The organism is Hymenobacter sp. DG01 (genome assembly GCF_006352025.1).
Classification (GTDB): domain Bacteria; phylum Bacteroidota; class Bacteroidia; order Cytophagales; family Hymenobacteraceae; genus Hymenobacter.
Genome location: NZ_CP040936.1, coordinates 780279 through 798761, shown reverse-complemented (window position 1 = coordinate 798761; position 18483 = coordinate 780279). Strand labels below are relative to the sequence as shown.

The window sequence follows — 18483 nt, the reverse complement described above, 5'->3', positions numbered from 1 at the left end:
TGCTTCGCTTCCAGTTGTGCCTTATGCACTCACCACACGCTACCTACCCTAAGAACGCAAACAAAACCGCCTGCTCGGTTTCCCGAACAGGCGGTTTTAATCAGCAGGAAGCCCGAAAGCTTAGCCGTTCATTTTCTCGCCCAGCTTCTGGATGAGGTCGGCGGTGCGGGTAGAATAGCCGGTTTCGTTGTCGTACCAGCCTACTACTTTCACCAGCGTACCGTTGGTCGAAGTCAACTCCGAGTCGAAGATGCACGAGTGCGTGTTACCTACGATGTCGATGCTCACCAGCGGGTCGGTGCTGTACTCCAAGATGCCTTTCAGCGGACCTTCAGCGGCAGCCTTCACGGCGTCGTTGATTTCCTGCTTGGTTACCTCGCGCTTCAGGATTACGGTCAGGTCCGTGGTCGAGCCATCTGGAATGGGCACGCGCATGGCAATACCGTCCAGTTTACCCTTCAGCTGGGGCAGTACCAGCCCTACGGCCTTGGCGGCACCGGTGCTGGTAGGAATGATGCTGTAAGCAGCGGCACGGGCGCGGCGCAGGTCTTTGTGCGGTGCGTCCTGCAGGTTCTGGTCAGAGGTGTAGGCATGCACCGTGGTGATGTAGCCTTTCTCGATGCCGAAAGCATCGTCGAGCACCTTGGCCATGGGAGCCAGGCAGTTGGTGGTGCACGAAGCGTTGGAGAGGATGGTTTCCTCGCCGGTCAGGATTTCTTCGTTCACGCCCAGTACTACCGTCGGGATGTTGCCGGTAGCGGGAGCCGAAATAACCACTTTCTTGGCACCAGCCGTCAGGTGCTGGCCAGCACCGGCCTCGTCCACGAAGCGGCCGGTTGATTCCAGCACTACGTCAACGCCCATCTGGCCCCAGGGCAGCAGCTTGGGGTCGCGCTCGGCCAGGGCCGCAATGCGCTGGCCGTTTACGGTCAGGCTTTCCTCATCGTATGCTACGGTGCCGTCGAAGCGGCCGTGTACGGAGTCGTACTTCAGCAGGTGCGCCAGCGTTTTATTGTCCGTAAGGTCGTTGATAGCCACGACTTCTACGTTCTCGCGCTGCAGCAGCGACTTGAACGTCAGGCGGCCAATGCGGCCGAAGCCGTTAATGGCAACTTTGATTTTAGCCATAATAGGTTGGGGAAATGGGAGGTTTATCGGTCCGGAGGGGCCGGGTGAAAACGCGGAGCGAAGGTAACGGGCTCGGGGTACTTCGCCAAATCAAACCCAATATCCTATAATAAGGCCTTGGGAGAACCTTAGCAAGCATAAGCAGCCCGCCAGCTACCAGCCTCGTCCGTCAAAAAATTTCGGCTTGAAAATCAGCCTATTTGCCCCGCAGGGTAGATTTTTTTCTAAACCGGGTATTGCGCTGAATGTTTGGCTTCCTATCTTTGCATCACCAAAACGGAACAAGGCCGCGTAATCTGGTCCGTTCGTCTAGGGGTTAGGACTGCAGATTTTCATTCTGCCAACAGGGGTTCGATTCCCCTACGGACTACTCGCCTACCGTTTTGGCTCTCTTCCTCAAAACCCGCTCATCTTCCCGGTGAGCGGGTTTTTTGTTTTTCCTCCCCGCCGCCAACCGGCCTGCAGCGGGAGCTGACGCAAGGCCCGCTCGCCCGTTGGGAAGGAGTGGGCGCCGCGCAGGGGGTAGGGCTCTGATTGTGGACCAGATAAGCCCGCGCCCCCCTATCCCCTATTGTTCAGCCAAGCTCCACACTGCGGAAAGTGCGGCCTACCGAACCCGAAAAAATAACGACTGAAGGCCCTTTTCTCCCGTAAGGAGGGATAATCATCATTCTGCAACGGCTCATGTCCCGCACGATTATCGTTTCCAACCGGCTTCCTACCAAAGTTCAGCGCACCGAAAATAGCCTCACGTTTCAGCCCAGCGAAGGCGGGCTGGCTACGGGACTGGGCTCTATTTACCGGCAGGAGGGCAACGTGTGGGTAGGCTGGCCCGGACTCTTTGTAGAAGAGGAAGCCGAAGAACAACACATAGAAAAGGAGTTGAGCGTCGACAGCATGGCGCCGGTGTTCCTGACCGAAGCGGAAATCCGCGACTTCTATGAGGGTTTCAGCAACTCTACCCTCTGGCCGACCTTCCACTATTTCCCGCAGTACGCCACCTACGAGCAGGCCCACTGGGATGCCTACGTGGCCGTGAACGAGAAATTCTGCCGGGCCGTGCTGGAGCTGGCCGGCCCCGAAGACACCATTTGGGTGCACGACTACCAGCTGCTGCTGCTGCCCGAAATGCTGCGCAAAGCCCGGCCCGATTGCACCATTGGCTTTTTCCTGCACATCCCGTTTCCCTCCTACGAGCTGGTCCGGGCCCTGCCCTGGCGCTCAGAGCTGCTGCGCGGCATGCTGGGCGCCGACCTGATCGGGTTCCATACGTTCGGCTACATGCGCCACTTCCTGAGCGCCGTGTCGCAGGTGCTGGGGCTCTCTTCCCAGAACGGGCAGATTGAAACCGCCAACCGCACCGTGCTGATTGATGCCTTCCCGATGGGCATCGACTACGGACGCTACGCCGAGGTAGCGGTTTCCGAGCGAGCCCGCCAGCACGAGGCCGAGTACCGCGCCGCCCTGCACGATACGCGCGTTATTCTCTCCATCGACCGGCTCGATTACTCCAAGGGCATTGCCGAGCGCCTGCGGGCATTTGAGGTGCTGCTGCAGCGCTACCCCGAGTGGCGCGAGCAAGTCAGCCTGATTATGGTGGTGGTACCCTCCCGCGACCAGGTGGCGCAGTACGCCGCCCTGAAAGAGGAAATCGACGAGCTGGTGGGGCGTATCAACGCCCAGTATCGTACCATCACCTGGACGCCCATTCATTACTTCTACCGCTCGTTCCCGCTGGAAGAGCTTTCGGCCTTGTACCGCCTGGCCGAGGTAGCGCTGGTGACGCCTATGCGCGACGGGATGAACCTGGTGGCCAAAGAGTTTGTAGCCAGCAAGGTCGAGAGCCGGGGCGTACTGATTCTGAGCGAGCGGGCTGGCGCTGCCCGCGAGCTGTCCGATGCCCTGATCATCAACCCTACCGATACGGCCCAGCTGGCCGAAGCCATGCACGACGCGCTGGTGATGCCCGAGGAAGAGCAGGCGCACCGCATGGCCAGCATGCGTGCCCTGGTGCAGCAATACGACGTATTTGCCTGGACCAAGCTTTTTATGGACCGCCTGGCCTACAGCAAGATCAAGCAGCTGACCCTAGCTACCGAGCAGCTGAGCCCGGAAGTTACGGCCCAGCTCACGGCCGATTTCCGGGCCGCGGATCAGCGCCTGCTGCTACTCGACTACGACGGCACCCTGATGCCGTTCCATAACCTGCCCCAGCGGGCCCAGCCCGACCAGGAGCTGCTGTTTCTGCTCCAGGCCCTGACGGCTGATCCGCAGAACCATGTGGTTATTATCAGTGGCCGCGACCGAGCTACGCTGCAGAACTGGCTTGGGCACCTCCCCCTCGATTTTATTGCCGAGCACGGGGTGTGGCTGCGCCCGGTCAGCGAGGACTGGCAGCTTTTTCAGCCCCTGAATAACAACTGGAAGCGCGACATCCGCCCGATTATGGAAATGTACGTGGCGCGTACGGCCGGCTCCTTTATCGAGGACAAAGACTACTCCCTGGTGTGGCACTACCGCCGCGCCGATGTGGAACTGGGCGACGTGCGCGCCCGGGAGCTGCTCAACCATCTCACCTTCATGACCTCCAACACCGAGCTGCAAGTGATGGAAGGCAACAAGGTGATTGAGGTGAAAACGGCCGGCATCAACAAAGGCACGGCTGCCGCCCGCTGGCTGGCCGCCTACAACCCCGGCTTCGTACTAGCCCTCGGCGACGACCGCACCGACGAAGACACCTTCCGGGCCCTGCCCGACGAGGCTTACACCATCAAGGTGGGCTCCGGCGTCCGGTCCCTGGCTCGCTTCAACGTAGCGTCTCCCACGGAAGTCCGCAACCTGCTACGGAGCTTGCTATAGCTCACTGCTTCAGGCGTAAGTGCTTTCGAAGGACAGAGTACAAAGAAGCCTCGCCACTATATGGCGAGGCTTCTTTGTCTACAATCCAGGCCCAAGGACCTTATCAGATGAAATTTGGTTTGGCCTGCTTCTGGGCGATGCGGTAGGCTGCGTTTACCAACCCTACGTGGCTGTAAGCCTGGGGAAAGTTTCCCCACTGCGAGCCGGTTTTGGCGTCCACGTCTTCAGAAAGCAGCCCCAGGTGGTTCGTGTAAGTGGTCAGCTTCTCAAATTCTGTAATAGCCTCCTCTACCCGGCCCACGGCGGCCAGGGCCTCCACGTACCAGAAAGAGCAGATCAGGAAGGTCGTTTCGGGCGTACCGAAGTCGTCGGCGTGGCGGTAGCGGTAGAACAGGCCCTCGGGCGTTTTTAACTCCTTTTCCAGGGCGGCCAGGTGGGTGCGGGCGCGTTCGGAGCTGGGGTCGAGGTAGCCCATCAGGATGAGCTGCATGGTGCTGGCATCGAGGTGGGGCGAGCCGATGGCGTTGGTATAGGCACCCAGCTCGGGGTTGTAGCACTGCTCGATGTGGTCGGCGGCGGCCTGCATCAGGCGCTCGGCTTTGGCTTCCATTTCCTGGTTGCCCAGGGAGCGGGCCACTTTGCGGGCGGCGTGGCTGCCAGCCCAGTGGAACAGGTAGGTATAGCAGTGGTACTGGGCCAGGTTGCGGAACTCCCAGAGGCCGGCATCGGGCTGGTCCATGGTGGCCTCAATCAGGCTCAGCGTTTCAAACACCAGCTTTTCGGGGTTCGGACGCTCGGGGTCCAGGAAGCGGCAGTCCACGTACAGGGGCAGCAGGGCCACCAACACCTGCCCGTACACGTCGTTCTGAATGTGGGTGTAGGCATCGTTGCCGATGCGCACGGGCTGGTTGCCGAGGTAGCCGGCCAGGGGCAGCTCCTGCTCCACCAGCTCCGACTTCCCGCTGATGCCATAGAGCGGCTGGTACTTGCCCTTTATTTTGGTGGAAATGTTGGCGATGTAGTGGAAATAGCGCTCCATCTCCTCGAAGTGGCCAATGTTGTTAAAGGCCGTGAGGATGTAGTAGGTGTCGCGCATCCAGCAGTAGCGGTAGTCCCAGTTGCGGGTGCTGCCGGGGGCCTCGGGCAGGGAGGTAGTGCTGGCCGCAATAATGGCCCCGGTATCCTCATACTGGTGAATCTTGAGGGCCAGCGCCGAGCGAATTACCTGGTCCTGCCGGAAGGGGCTGATGCTGGTGCTTTTCACCCAGGTGCGCCAGTAGTCAATGGTAGCGCGCAGAAAGCGTTCGGCGGTGCTTTCCAACGGGGCCTCCAGCGGGGCACCGTAGGTCATGACCAGGTATTTGGTTTCGTTGAGCACGAAATCTTCCTCATCCAGCACGTAGGTCAGCGGGATGTTGGTGGTGAGGCGAATTTCTTCTTCCAGCCCTAGAAACGCAATGTGGTTGGAGCTGCGCCGCCGGGTTAGCTCCAGCTCGCCGTACTGGCCCACCGGCCGGCAGGCCACCCGCACGCGCGGCGAACCTTCCAGGGGCTCCACCTTCCGGATAAACATCAGGGGCTTGTAGTACCGCTCGTACTGCTGGAAGCGCGGGGCGAAGTCCGTAACCCGGTAGCTGCCGTCGGGAGCCGTAATTTCGGTGCACAGCACGTTGGTATTGCTGCGGTAGTACTGCCGCGAGGAAAAGCTCAGTGAGTCATCAGCGGGCCGGATGCTGTACTCGCCACCCTTGTGCTCATCAAGCAGGGAGCCAAACACAAAGCTGCTGTCAAAGCGGGGCCAGCACAGCCAGCGCACGGCCGTATCGGTGCCAATCAGCCCCAGAAAGGCACAGTTGCCAATCAGGCCGAAGTCATAGGTATGTTTTGTCATCGGGGAAGAGAGGTTGTCAGCCCGCGGCCCACCGGCCGGGTTGCTGCTTTTTCAGAGGGTAGTACCTCACTCGCGGCCCTGGGGTTGCCGCAGCTTTTTGGTTTGCCGCTGCGTACGTCCTCTTTTCGAGGTTGTCATCCCCACAACGTTCCTGCTCTTGGCCACTACTGCCCCCGCTTCCACTACCCCTGCTCCTACCCGGCAGGCCAACCACGTTCCACTCTACATTACGCTGGCGTTGCTGCTGGCATTAGTAGCCTGCTGGTTTGCCTGGCCCGATTTTCAGTCAACTCTCCGCGAGGGATGGACCGTGCTAAAAAGCGGCGAGCAGCCCCGCATTGCCGCCTGGATGCAGCAGTTTGGCTACTGGGGGCCAGTAGTGATAGTAGTAGCTATGGTGGCCCAGATGTTCTTGTTTGTGGTGAATGTGGTGCTCCTGATTCTGGTCGCTATTCTGGCTTACGGGCCGTGGTGGGGCTCCTTACTGGCACTGGTGGGCATTATTGTGGCCTCTTCGGTAGGCTACGGCCTAGGCCGCGCCCTCGGCGAATCGTTCGTGACGCGCGTACTGGGCCAGAAAAACGAGCAGAAGGTGCTGGACGTGGTGGAGCGCTACGGCATGTGGGCCGTGATTATTGCCCGCCTCTCCCCGGCCCTCTCCGACGACGCCATCAGCTTTGTAGCCGGACTGGCGCGCATGGGCTACCTGCGGTTTATGCTGGCAACGGTGGTAGGGGTAGCCCCACTCATTGCCCTGCTGGCCTACCTGGGGGAGGATAGTGAACGGCTGAAATCGGGTCTGGTGTGGGTAACGGTGGTCAGCCTGCTCCTGTTTGGAGCCTATGTATGGTGGGACCGAAGCCGAAATAGAAAAAAAACTTCCTGATTCTATCGCACTTAGCGCTTTAGGAGCGAAAATTTCCGGTGCAGCTATTGCGTTGAACTATCCGCCTTGTATCTTTGCACCACCAAAACGGAAAACGCTCCGCTGGTAAAATGGTCCGTTCGTCTAGGGGTTAGGACTGCAGATTTTCATTCTGCCAACAGGGGTTCGATTCCCCTACGGACTACTCGCCTGGGGGCTACAAGCTCTCAAGTAAGCGCTAAAAAGTCTCCCTGCACGATGCAGGGAGACTTTTTTCGTTTTAAGCAAATTAAATCAATTGGGTCTGTACCGACCAAAAGGGCAAAACTGTATCTTCAGGGCAGTACTGCGACAAATAGTCATTCGACTTAATGCAGCCCGTAGGTAGCCCCAGGCGAGGGCTCTTCAATAGTCGGGGCGTATAAGCGTATGAAAAATCATACGACCCTCGCAGATGCCCTACTAGGCGCAGTTGTCTATCCTGAATACCCGGACTACTTAATCACCACCACCGGCCTAATCTACGATGTGGCTAAAGGCAAATGGGCAGCACTCGGTGTTACCCCTCGCGGCTACCTGGAGGTATGGCTCCGACAGACGGTCAGCGGAAGCGCGTAAAGGCGCACCGCGTCGTGACACAAGGCTTTCTACCGCCTGTTGCCGATAGAGACGAAGTGGACCATTTGGACCAAAACGTACAGAACAATGCCATTGAGAATCTAGTGTAGGCAAATCGCAGCGACCAGATGCGCAACCGTCGCTCTTCGTCAACCGGCACCTCGCAATACGTTGGGGTAAGCTTCAACGCGGCTAGAGGCAAGTGGGTAGCAAAAGTGAAAGTTAACGGCAAAACGCACAGCTTCGGCTACCACAACGAAGAGGAAAACGCAGTAAGAGCACGCGATGCTGGGACCGCTGCTTTAGGATTCACGTACATGAACTTTCCGCAGCAATAGCAAAAAACAGAAAGAGGCCTGCATTGTCGCAGGCCTCTTTCTGTTTGAGCGGTAGAGACACAAATCTGCAAGCGCAAAACCAGTACAGATAATGCTGTCCTAGCCTTTGGCTTTCCTTTCTTATCCTCTCTCAGTTTTTAGTACGAGTAACCATTTTAATATCTCAATATTCTAATAATATTGAGCTACTCTATCCACTCTCCTACCGATATGAACAACCTACAACGCCCCACATTGGCTTTGACAGCCCTTCTTCTGATCAGTAGTGGTTGCGTCAACCTCGCTAGGCGTTATAGAAACAAAGGGGACGTATACAACATGTACAATAAGCTAACACCAGGTCAAGTACTAGAGTATGCAGACATCAGCCTTGTAGGGCGGAAGGTAACAACTCCTGCAGCAACGCCACCTGCCAACCTCCCCTTCGTATTAGCCTTAACTGATAAAGGGCAAGCAGAATATATCAAGGCCCTATCTAGCAAGAACGACACGGCAAAAGTGGTACTGCGTAACATCATGGCCACAATACCCCCAAAAAAGGAGGTGCCTGTCAGGGTGAAAGTGATTCCCAAAGTCTTGACGAAAGCGCTGAATTTCTCAGTACACCGCCGTGCTTCAGGTGGTGACCCGGAACGAGGACGCTATTACATTTTCGACGAAGCTGACCGTATCTCCCTTTTGGAGTTCTACCTTGACATCAAGGACTCATCACTAGTATTTAATGATTGGGACCGGTATGTATCGGTGTACGGATCGGTAGATTTAGGCAAGGTTACATCAGCCCAAAACTGGAGTGCAACAGCTAATCTCAGCGCAACGGCCGCCTCTGGCTTGACGATAAAGGACACTCGCTCGAGCAGTAACCTATTCAATTCACTTTTCTCTGATTCACAAACAGACAAAAACACTACCACAGTCACTGGCACAACGAACAATGGTAACTCCCTTAATGGTGTTACTAGTGGAAATACGACATCAAATTCTACAGGCGCAGAAGCTACGGGTGTGGCGACTAGCTCCAATAGCCTGCAACATGGTGGTAACACAGGAGGCGAGAATACAGCTACCTCCTCATTCAATCTGGGACCTAGCGTAAGCGCAACCGTTGGCGACAGGTACGAAACCGCCCAGAACCTTATCTTCCAGCGGTTGGCCCTGGCTGGCAGGCTACATGAAGACTCATTGTTTCTACGTCAGGAAGGTGCTCAGGGTATTGACTTGAGCGCCAATACAGCCGTGTCTGTAGAGTATCGCACGAAGGCACCATGGGCCTCCCCACTTCGTGTGGATAAGTTTGATAAGCTGTTTGACAAGGACAGCAAGCCACTGTTAGAAGGAAAGCTGGAGCCGTCTTTCATGTTTCTTCTCTACCCAGATGTTAAGAAAGACGTCACAGGCAAATTTCGCTATAAGTATATTTATCGTGAAGTAGCCAAAGGCAGTCGGCACCTTCCTGAGGCTCGCCAAAAAGTCAAGTTCCAATATGGTGAAGTAGGCTTTAAAGCAGATCTAGCGAAAAACTCTAATAGCAAAAAAGATAGTGCACGCTTGGCAAATAACGATCAAGCACTAACGGCATATAAGAAAAAGGCTATCGATACTAAAGCCATTAATAAATTATATCAAAGCAGCGGGGAAATAGATGACGAAAACAAAAGGCAGTTTGAGAAAAATGCTGCTATAGAGTTTTATGGTAAAGATGTACTGCTCGTAGAGAAAAATGAATTTCGCCCTATCACGTATCGATTAGGCATAAGTGAAGGCAACTCAAAAGGCTTTATCACTTACGAAGGAAGGATAATGGAGTTCGAAACGTTAGCCGATGCAACTGATTTTATGACTTACGTTTATTACTCAGTAAGCTCTGGTAATACATTGTCGAAGATCAAGATTCAGAATTTGAGCATACCAATCGTCGACATGAACATAACATCAGCTATGTTCATCGACAAAGGCAAAGTAAAAGCCATAACCCCTTTAATGATTCAGAATTAACAGCCCAACAAGAAAACCCTCTCAATTGAGAGGGTTTTCTTGTTGGGCTGTTACGTAGTAGAGAGTGACTAGCCGGCGCATCTGTATATAGGGCTACTTATGCTACGCGGTAAAGTAGTACACGGAAGTGTGGCTACGTTTTTGTGGCTTTGAGCCAGAAGCCACGGGCGCCCAATATGCGGCCGTCGTCGGTTACGCGAAACATAGGATAGTCAGGATGGCTGCGGACTATTTAGCTCTCATGGAGGGACTCAGTGATGGCAGGTTGTTTTTGAATACAATTATATGCTTGGCAATCCGATTTATTTGCGCCGTAGGGACGCAATCTTATCAGGTACAAAACTTCTACAGATAGCGCTGCCTTACCCTCCTCTCTTTTCTTCTTACCTCAGCCTTGCTGTAACGGCTGCAGGCAACTACTAATTGGGTAGTGTCTATTGGTTAACTATACATTACATTAAGCAATTATGTCGAAGTACAAGCTAGAGGATATCAACGTAGGTGACGAAGTTTACCTCAGGACAAAAGCCTTTGATAGCCCCGATCTTTATTGGAAGGTTATCGGCAAAGACGAACACGGGCTGTTTTTAAATATTGATGAGATGGCAGTGAAAGACAGGTGTTATGTCTGCATTGGCGATGAGCATGACCACATACAGATACCGTCTTAAGTGTATTAATTAAATAAAAAGGCTGCCAGTTGGCAGCCTTTTTATTTAATCTTTGAACGTTGGCTTACGATAACCCTGCAATATTAGGACAGGCACTTTGCTTTTGTCTACGATAATACGCTGCTTATTATCACGCGTAAGCCAGAAAAACGTATCACCAGCTTTTCCAAGATACTTAAGTGTATCGCTTTGTTGAGATGTAGGCAAGTCTGCTATTATTTTACTATCAGCGTATTCAAATGCAACATTATCAAGCACGCGTTTGGCATTGAAATAACCTAGTGCGTAAGCATCCACTGTTGTTACAATCACAACGAACAGGAGCTGGCTAGTTAACATATTGGTGTTCAACCAAGGTTTCTTTTCTTTTTTATCGTCTGGTATTAGGACGTTAGCAAGCATCGAGCTCAGTACGATACCCGCGCATATTGTCCAGAATTCAAATTTACCGGGCAGGTCAGCGGTTGTATAATCAACATCTCTGATCTGTTTGTAGTACCAGTAAGGGGTGCCATACAGGGTTCCCAATATAAGTACCAAGGAAATAAGTCTATACTGTCCTTTCCATTTTTGGACTTTCAACTTATCCAGTAGCTGAATAAATATCCAGTTGAATATATAAACGGCAAACAACCCAAAAGTCAATTTTATAATACTGAAAAATTGCGCTCTAAACGGGAAAGCAATTCCTTTGGCTAAATCCTGAAATTGAAAATAGTTAAATGCATCTATATTCAATTGCCCCAATATCCATAGTAATATAGGCAAGACACTAAGAGCAGATAAGATGTTGCCACCAGCAAGACCTTATCGAAGTGCATGAATAATCCTTTCACAAATAGTAAACTATTCGACTGGTTGAATACCCACTGATGACAATAATATATTAAGACGCTCCAGCGTTGTCTTCGGCGGATTCAACGTGTATGGTACTTTTCCGAATGCATCTACTAGGTGCTGGTCGGTCAGGAAAGATGGTGTGCGTAACTCTACGTAATGAGGTTTAGTTAGCGCCACATTGGGCGTAACTATAATACGCTTCCGATACATACCATCCCAGGCACGGATGATGGTAGACATCTCGTCTTCATTACCGCGTGCTACAGCAGCCACCGTTTCGCGCCCTTTGCTACGGAAGCCGCCAGTCTTGTCCAGGGTGAGCGGTGTATTATTACGGACCATGCAGTTGCTGGGAAGAGCATGGCCTAGGCTCTCGCAGTGGTCCGCCACAAGTTGATGGCTGTTCTTATCGCGTAGGTTTTTTATAACTTGTAATACTGCCGTGAGGTAATGCCCGCCATCCATACGTTTCGTCATGTACGCGACCACATCACCTTCTTGTAGACGCGGTACAAACCTTTGCCCCCGACATACGCTTGATATTGGCGCAAGAGGGTGAAGAAAATCTGGTTCCCTCCGGCAAGAGGCATCCTCGTAGGGCTGTAAGTCTCTGTGGCGTTGGAGGGCATTTCGTCCGGGTGTATTATAACAAAGCGGTTGGTAACTATTCAAGTACGCGGTACCACTCAACGAAGGAATTGACAACTGTTGCATTAAATCAAACTTGGTTAGCTGAGTAAGCAAATCTACGCTGCCTCATGGCAAAAGAGGAAAAGCCCTACCCGTTTACGGGTAGGGCTTTTCCTCTTTTGCCATGAGGCAGCCAGTCACCATCTGCTGCAGTTGGAGGTACCGGCGGCGTGAGGGGAGGTGTCAGTTTTGAATCAGTCTGCGGCAGAGCAGTTTCTTCGCTGGCCGTGGGCGCGGGTGGCGCGGTTGGTGATATGGCCTGTTCATCGATTTCAAGCGCCACATCCAAAGTGTGCGTGTTGTAGCGCAGGTTACTATTAACTGCATGGTTACTGATGCCATAATATTCTGCCAGTTCAGGTGCCGTTGCTCCAGTCGCGTAAGCGGAATGAAGAAGTTGGACATCCTCCCTACTCAAGTTTCTTGGGTTGTTGTGGAGCTGGTTTTTCCGTTGGATACCAAGTTTCAGAATTTCGGCCGTCAACTCCCATTGATGCCCGTACCGCAGGTTTTCAGCTCTGTTGTCAGTCCGGTCCCCATTGATGTGAATAACGTGCGTGTTGCGCACATCATCATTGGGAATGAAGCTCATAGCAACGAGTATTGGCACTATTATCCATGACGTTACACCGTGCGAAGTCAGCCGAACCATGTGCACGCCTTTTTTATCCGAATGGTAGCGGCAACACTGGTCAGCTTGCACGGAAAAAACGCCTCCTTGGTCAGAAACAAGGTAGTTGTCTTGTGTACACATAGAAACGCTCTGTAAACATCTTGTTTACAGAGCGTTTTCTTTTTCATCCAGCTTGATCGGGCGCCCAATCAGCCTGCCCGGTACGAAAGCAGCTTCTGGCTTCGTACCGGGCAGGCTGATTGGGCCTCGGTGAAACTCAAGGAGCCGTGGGCGAAAAGCGACGCAACCGTAGCGAGTTAGTCAGTACCGATACGGAGCTCAGGGCCATGGCGCCGGCTGCCAGCATGGGCGAGAGCAACAGCCCAAAGACGGGGTAAAGCAGCCCAGCGGCTACCGGAATGCCCAGCGTGTTATAAATAAAGGCAAAAAACAGGTTCTGCCGGATGGTGCGCATGGTCTGGCGTGAGAGTTCAATGGCCGTTACCACGCCCTGCAGATCAGAGCGCATGAGGGTGATGCCGGCGGCTTCCAGGGCCACATCAGTACCTTGGCCCATAGCCAGCCCAATGTCGGCCTGGGCCAGGGCCGGGGCATCGTTAACGCCGTCCCCCACCATAGCTACGGTGCGCCCCTCCTGCTGCAGCTCCTTTACCTTGGCGGCTTTATCCTGGGGTAGCACTTCGGCGAAGTACCGCTTGATGCCCATCTGCCGGGCTACCTCGGCGGCCGTCTGGGGGTTGTCGCCGGTCATCATGACCACTTCAATTCCCAAGTTTTGCAGGCGCTTGATGGCTGCCGCCGAGGTAGGGCGCACGGTGTCAGCTACCCCGAGCAGCCCGGCGGCCTGCCCGGCTACCGCCACGTAAAGTACCGTTTTGGCCTGCAGCAGCAGGGCATCGGCCTGCTGCTGCAGATCTGGCGGCAGGCTAATGCCGGCTTCCGCCAGGAGCCGCCCGTTGCCGATCAGCACCGCCTGGCCCTGCACCGTAGCAGCAGCCCCCTTGCCTTCCACGGCCCGGAAGTCGGTGGCAGACAGGGGCGCGGCTCCCTGGCTTGCGGCGTAGCGCACCACTGCCTCGGCCAGTGGGTGCTCAGAAAGGCGCTCTACGGCCGCTACCAGAGGTAGCAGACGAGCTGGCGCCCAGCCCGGCGCGGCCACCAGGTCCGTGACGGTGGGCTCCCCGCAGGTAATGGTGCCGGTTTTATCGAGGAGCACGGTGGTTACCTGGTAGGCTTTCTCTAGGGCTTCGGCGCTGCGGATCAGCACGCCGTACTCGGCCCCTTTGCCCGTACCCACCATAATGGCAGTGGGGGTAGCCAGCCCCAGGGCGCAGGGGCAAGCTATAATAAGCACGGCCACAAAATTGACCAGAGCCAGGGGCAGGCGGCTTTCCACCGGGGCCAGGCTAAACCAAAGCACAAAGGTGAGCAGGGCAATACCAATGACCGTGGGCAAGAAGACGGCGCTGACTTTATCGGCCAGGCGCTGAATGGGGGCGCGGCTGCCCTGAGCATCTTCTACCAGCTTTACAATTTGAGAGAGCAGGGTATCGGCGCCTACTTTGGTCACCCGGAAGCGGAAGGCCCCGGTTTTGTTGAGGGTAGCCCCGAACACCAGGTCGCCGGCCTTTTTCGCCACCGGCAGGCTCTCGCCCGTCAGCATGGCCTCGTCCACGGCGGAATGTCCCTCTTCCACTACCCCATCGGTGGCTACCTTCTCGCCGGGGCGCACGGCCACCAGGTCGCCGGGCTGCACCTGCTCCAGGGGCACGTCCACTTCCAGCCCGCCGGGGCGCACCACCCGGGCCGTTTTGGCCTGCAGCCCCAGCAGGGCCCTGATGGCGGCGGAGGTTTGGGTTTTGGCGCGCAGCTCCAGCACTTTGCCCAGCAGAATCAGGGCAATGATGGTGGCCGTGGTGTCGTAATACACCTCGGGCATCAGGCCGCGGCGCAGAAACAAGCCGGGCGCGAGGGTAGCGGCCAGACTGTAGAGGAAGGCCGCGCCGGTGCCCACGGCAATCAGCGTATCCATGTTGGCGGTACGGTGCCGCAGGCCGTTCCAGGCCGCCACGTAGAACTCGCGGCCGCTGTACAGCAGCACGGGTAGTGTTAGCAGCAGCAGCAGGTAGTTCAGCCACTGCATATTGATGTGCTGGAGCAGGGCGGGCCAGAGCATGAGCATACTCAGGGGCATGATGACCAGGGCCAGGCCCGCGGCTACCCCGAACCGGCGCCGGAGCTGCTGGTAGGCCTGCGCTTTCTGCCGGTCAACTTCTGCCTGCCGGTCGGCGGCGCTGGTATCGGGAGCCCGCTCACTGACGCCGTAGCCGGCCTGTAGCACGGCCTCCCGCAGGGTAGCGGGGCTGGTCTGGGCAGGCAGGTAGTCAATGGTAGCTTTCTCGGTGGCGAAGTTGACCACGGCCCGCTGCACGCCCGGGGTGCGGCTCAGCGACTTTTCGACGAAGGAAGCGCACGAGGCGCAGGTCATGCCCTCAATATCGAGGGTTTCGGTTCGGGTGGTAGGTTCCATAGCGGTACGCAACAAAGCGGCGCGGGAAGGCCGCCTTCTTATCTGCTACAAAGGAACAGCCGGAATGCGCCGGAGTTCGTACGGAATTCTTCCGGAATCTTGCATGATTTTCACGCCTCCTACCCAGCTTTCCCACCCTACCCCTTGCCACCATGAAAACTCCAGCTTTTGGCCTTGCCGCTTTCTTTTCAGCAGCCCTGCTGCTCAGCAGCTGCAACAACGCCCACAACACTCCCGACTCGGAAGCTACTGCCACCGCAAACGCCCCGGCCGCCGACGGCATGGCTGGCATGGACCACGCGGCTATGGGACACTCGGCGGCCGCCCCGGCCGGCGCCTCGCCCCAACTGACGGCCATGAATGAGATGATGCAGCAGATGCACGCTACCAAGCCCCGGGGCAACACCGATTACGATTTCGCCCGTCATATGCTGGAGCACCACAAGGGCGCCGTGGTGATGGCCGACCTGGAGCTGCGCGACGGACAGGACGCTACAATGCGCCGGATGGCGGAGAAAATCAGGGCCGACCAGCAAAGGGAAATCAAGGAATTGGAAGCCAGTGTCAACCGCCTGGCCAGTGCTCCGGCCAACTACAAGCCCGAAGACCCCGCTGACCCCTTCGCCCGCAAAATGAACGCCTCCATGACGGACATGATGCAGAACATGCCCCAGGCGGGCACCAACCCCGATCTGAATTTCAATCTGCTCATGACGGTGCACCACCAGAGCGCCGTGGACATGGCCCGGGCCGAGCTTGCCCACGGCCAGGATGCCCGGCTCAAGGAAATGGCCCGCCAGATGCTGGAGGCCCAGCAAAAGGAAATCAAACAGATGCAGGACTGGCACGCGCAAAACACGGGTAAGAGGTAGGGTCTGGTTTCTGCGGGCGGATTCTGGGCCTACCCGAAGTAGCGGCTTGCGGGCCGCCCCGCGCTGCCGTGAGGGGTAGCGTGGGGCGCTTCTGCTTTCTGTTTGCGGAAAAAAAGGGCCGCCGAAGTGCAACCGGCCTATGCCGCGTCCTACCTTTGCGCAGCTTTCGGTGGGTCGGGAGCTGCTTTTCTTTTGATTGCCGTGTTGAACTTCTCCGGGTTCCGCAGGCTGCCGGGCGTGTGGGGCCTGGCCGCTCTGCTGCTGCTCCTTTGTGGCCTGACTGCCCAGGCCCAGCAACTTTCCCTGGTGCGCGACCTGAGCCTGCGCACCGATACCACCCGTTATAGCCTGAGCCGCAACACAGTAACCGTGCAGGGCGAGCCGCACGTGTACTTCTACTACCGCCAGGATGACGAAGCCGCCGAGCTGCTGGTGTATCCTGAGGTGCCGACGCGCGCCAGTGCCCTGCGCCTGCAGCGCTCCGCCGACTTCACCCTGGTTGACTCGCTCACAGCCGTGGACGGGGGCCAGTATTACCGCGCCAAGCTGCGGTTTAAGGACCTGGGCGGCAACAAGTTTCTGAGCCTTACCTTCCGCCAGCCATCCGACTCGGTGGGGCGCCCGCCCCTGGCCCAAACCGTGAAGCTGCTGCCCGTTACGCGCACGGCGCTGGAGTTCCGGCCTTCGGACACGGAGCTGTTCGTGGGCGAGGAAAAGGTGTTCGACCTGAGCAGCAACAACCCCAAAAACATCCGCGTGACGCCGGAATGGACACGCGGGCAGGACATTGATTACCGCATTGAGCAGGAGAAAGGCGTGCTGCGCCTGCATGTGCTGCCCAACGCCCTGGGTACGCGCCAGCTTACCCTGCGCCCCCAAACCGAGCGCCCTTTCCTGACCGATAACAACCGCCGCGTTACCTACGCCCTACCCCCCATCCGCCAGGAGTTCACCGTGAAGGCCTCGCGCCTGCGCTTCCTGAGCGTTGATAAAAAGGAAATTACCCTGGACGAGTCCTCGCGCCGCCGGGGCGTAGAGCTTATTCTGGACAATGGCCGCACCTTTGATCTGAAGCGCACCTACCGCATTGAGGACCAGGAGGAAGCCGGAGGCGCCCTGATTGCCGAGTTGTTTACCCGCCAGTACCTCACCAACGACCGGGTGCTGTGCTGGCTGCGCGTGTACAACACCCACCGCCAGATCGAGAGCTACCTCTACATCAAGGAAAACGACCAGGCTAAGTACGTTACCAACTTCAACATCTCACCCAAAACCGCCATCAGCGCCGTGAGCGTGCGCCACCGCGGCGGCGACTGGACTACCAACACCACCGTGAACCCCGGCGAAACCGTGGACGTGCGCCTGGAAGGCGAGTCGCTGACCCGGGCTCGGTTTCACTTTGAGGATGTGCAGGTGATTCCCTCCGACTCCAGTATTCGCTCCGACGCGGCGGTGGTGTACCGGGTGCAGGTGCCGGTTACCATTGATAAAAAGCGCATTACTATTTTCAACGCGGGCCAGCCCACTGGCTTTGGGCTCTCGGTACGGGAGTTCCAGCGGCCCCATCCGCTCGATTTCGTGGGCGTGACGTTTGGCGAATCGCCCCGGCCGCTGACGCGCCTGAACGGGCCGGTGCTTTACAACCGCACCATCAGCGACGTGGTGTTCAGCTTCAATACCGGCGCCATCGACTCGGAGCAGCAGCTCTACGGCAAGCAGTATCTGACTTTCGACATCCGGACCCAGAACGCCAAGGGCGAGCTGATTGAGATGCGCACCATTGATAACATTGTGGTGTGCCCCGATGGCAGCTCGGTGCGGGCAGCTTTCTACCAGGATAAGCAGTGCCAGGTGGGTAATATCAGCCTCAACAACCTACTCAGCTACCGCAAAACCTACGCCCTCGACGACTGGAGTACTATCATCATCACGGTGAAGCATACCCAGAGCCAGTACCAGGAGCCGGGCTTCTCGCAGAAGCTGGAGTTGGTGCTGCAGCGCCGCGTCAAGTTTGATATTGACGTGAGCTTTCCGGGCGGCCTGCTAACCAAGTACTCGGGCGAGTCGAGCTACACCTCGTTTGGTGGTATTTCCCTGGCCATGCTGGGGCAGCTGAGCTTTTACCACCCCGAGAAAATCAACCGCCTGCGCCCGTATAAAGTGGGAGCCGGATTTGTGGCGCTCAACGCCTTCAACCTGACCAGCACCAGCAACAAAGACGCCAACCGCGACCTGGGTGTGGTTATTCTGGGCTCTATTTACCCCACCCGCAGCGACGCCAAGCTCACGTTCCCACTTTATCTGGGGGGCGGCTACCTGCTTGGTAAAGGCAAACCTTTCATCCTGCTCGGCCCCGGCATCGGCCTCAGGTTGTAAGTGGTGATGAGGTGACAGGTGACAGGTGAAGAGGTGATGGGGTGACGAGGTAGATAGTGATGAGGTGAATGATGAGTGGACGGCAGACGCCTACCGCCAGTACACCCTATCACCTCTTCACCATTTACCTGTCCCCCCATCACCTGTCACCCCATCACCATTTACCTCATCACCAC

The 18483-nt window shown here is 56.3% G+C and carries 13 protein-coding genes and 2 tRNA genes; 9 read left to right on the top strand and 6 right to left on the bottom strand.

The genetic code is table 11. The features are described 5' to 3' along the window. Positions 1-120: 120 nt before the first annotated feature. The gene (gene gap, locus FGZ14_RS03350; RefSeq protein ID WP_139921204.1) at positions 121-1128 is read right to left on the bottom strand and encodes a type I glyceraldehyde-3-phosphate dehydrogenase; all 1008 of its coding nucleotides are present in this window, start codon (positions 1126-1128) and stop codon (positions 121-123) included. Between the two features lie 298 nt (positions 1129-1426). Here gap and FGZ14_RS03345 point away from each other — a divergent pair. Together FGZ14_RS03345 and FGZ14_RS03340 are read left to right on the top strand one after the other, a co-directional pair. Next, positions 1427-1498 (top strand) — tRNA-Glu (locus FGZ14_RS03345). Positions 1499-1812: 314 nt separating this feature from the next. Beyond that, positions 1813-3987, top strand: coding sequence for a bifunctional alpha,alpha-trehalose-phosphate synthase (UDP-forming)/trehalose-phosphatase (locus FGZ14_RS03340; RefSeq protein ID WP_139921202.1), 2175 nt, complete (start codon positions 1813-1815; stop codon positions 3985-3987). Between the two features lie 103 nt (positions 3988-4090). On the opposite strand, the gene FGZ14_RS03335 is transcribed toward FGZ14_RS03340, so the two are convergent. Then, positions 4091-5878 carry a glycoside hydrolase family 15 protein gene (locus FGZ14_RS03335; protein WP_139921199.1) on the bottom strand — a complete coding sequence of 596 codons (1788 nt, stop codon included), beginning with the start codon at positions 5876-5878 and terminating at the stop codon, positions 4091-4093. 157 nt (positions 5879-6035) lie between these two features. On the opposite strand from FGZ14_RS03335, the gene FGZ14_RS03330 reads away from it, so the two are divergent. The 5 genes from FGZ14_RS03330 to FGZ14_RS03305 all read left to right on the top strand — a co-directional run bounded on the left by FGZ14_RS03330 (position 6036) and on the right by FGZ14_RS03305 (position 10365). Further along, a complete protein-coding gene (locus tag FGZ14_RS03330; RefSeq protein WP_139921197.1) occupies positions 6036-6764 on the top strand; it encodes a TVP38/TMEM64 family protein in 729 nt (242 codons plus the stop codon). Positions 6765-6876: 112 nt separating this feature from the next. Further along, positions 6877-6948 (top strand) — tRNA-Glu (locus FGZ14_RS03325). Positions 6949-7285: 337 nt separating this feature from the next. Beyond that, positions 7286-7471, top strand: coding sequence for an HNH endonuclease (locus FGZ14_RS22315; protein ID WP_139921195.1), 186 nt, complete (start codon positions 7286-7288; stop codon positions 7469-7471). 438 nt (positions 7472-7909) lie between these two features. Next, positions 7910-9694 (top strand): hypothetical protein, encoded by a 1785-nt coding sequence (locus FGZ14_RS03310; protein WP_139921191.1) that lies wholly within the window; start codon positions 7910-7912, stop codon positions 9692-9694. 467 nt (positions 9695-10161) lie between these two features. Then, positions 10162-10365, top strand: a complete 204-nt coding sequence (locus tag FGZ14_RS03305; RefSeq protein ID WP_139921189.1) for a hypothetical protein — start codon at positions 10162-10164, stop codon at positions 10363-10365. Positions 10366-10410: 45 nt separating this feature from the next. Here FGZ14_RS03305 and FGZ14_RS03300 read toward each other — a convergent pair whose 3' ends face one another. The 4 genes from FGZ14_RS03300 to FGZ14_RS03285 all read right to left on the bottom strand — a co-directional run bounded on the left by FGZ14_RS03300 (position 10411) and on the right by FGZ14_RS03285 (position 15059). Beyond that, complete coding sequence (locus FGZ14_RS03300; protein ID WP_139921187.1) at positions 10411-11133, bottom strand: hypothetical protein; 723 nt, start codon at positions 11131-11133, stop codon at positions 10411-10413. A 78-nt stretch (positions 11134-11211) separates the two neighbouring features. Then, positions 11212-11682, bottom strand: coding sequence for a hypothetical protein (locus FGZ14_RS03295; RefSeq protein ID WP_139921185.1), 471 nt, complete (start codon positions 11680-11682; stop codon positions 11212-11214). A gap of 301 nt (positions 11683-11983) precedes the next feature. Then, on the bottom strand, positions 11984-12487 hold the full coding sequence (locus FGZ14_RS03290; RefSeq protein WP_180754470.1) for an HNH endonuclease: 504 nt from the start codon (positions 12485-12487) through the stop codon (positions 11984-11986). Between the two features lie 298 nt (positions 12488-12785). Beyond that, positions 12786-15059, bottom strand: coding sequence for a cation-translocating P-type ATPase (locus FGZ14_RS03285; RefSeq protein WP_139921181.1), 2274 nt, complete (start codon positions 15057-15059; stop codon positions 12786-12788). A gap of 152 nt (positions 15060-15211) precedes the next feature. Between FGZ14_RS03285 and FGZ14_RS03280 the strand changes: the two genes are divergently transcribed. Further along, complete coding sequence (locus tag FGZ14_RS03280; protein ID WP_139921179.1) at positions 15212-15931, top strand: DUF305 domain-containing protein; 720 nt, start codon at positions 15212-15214, stop codon at positions 15929-15931. 201 nt (positions 15932-16132) lie between these two features. Next, positions 16133-18307: a hypothetical protein gene (locus tag FGZ14_RS03275; protein ID WP_139921177.1), complete on the top strand. Its 2175-nt coding sequence runs from the start codon at positions 16133-16135 to the stop codon at positions 18305-18307. The last annotated feature ends 176 nt before the right edge of the window (positions 18308-18483 follow it).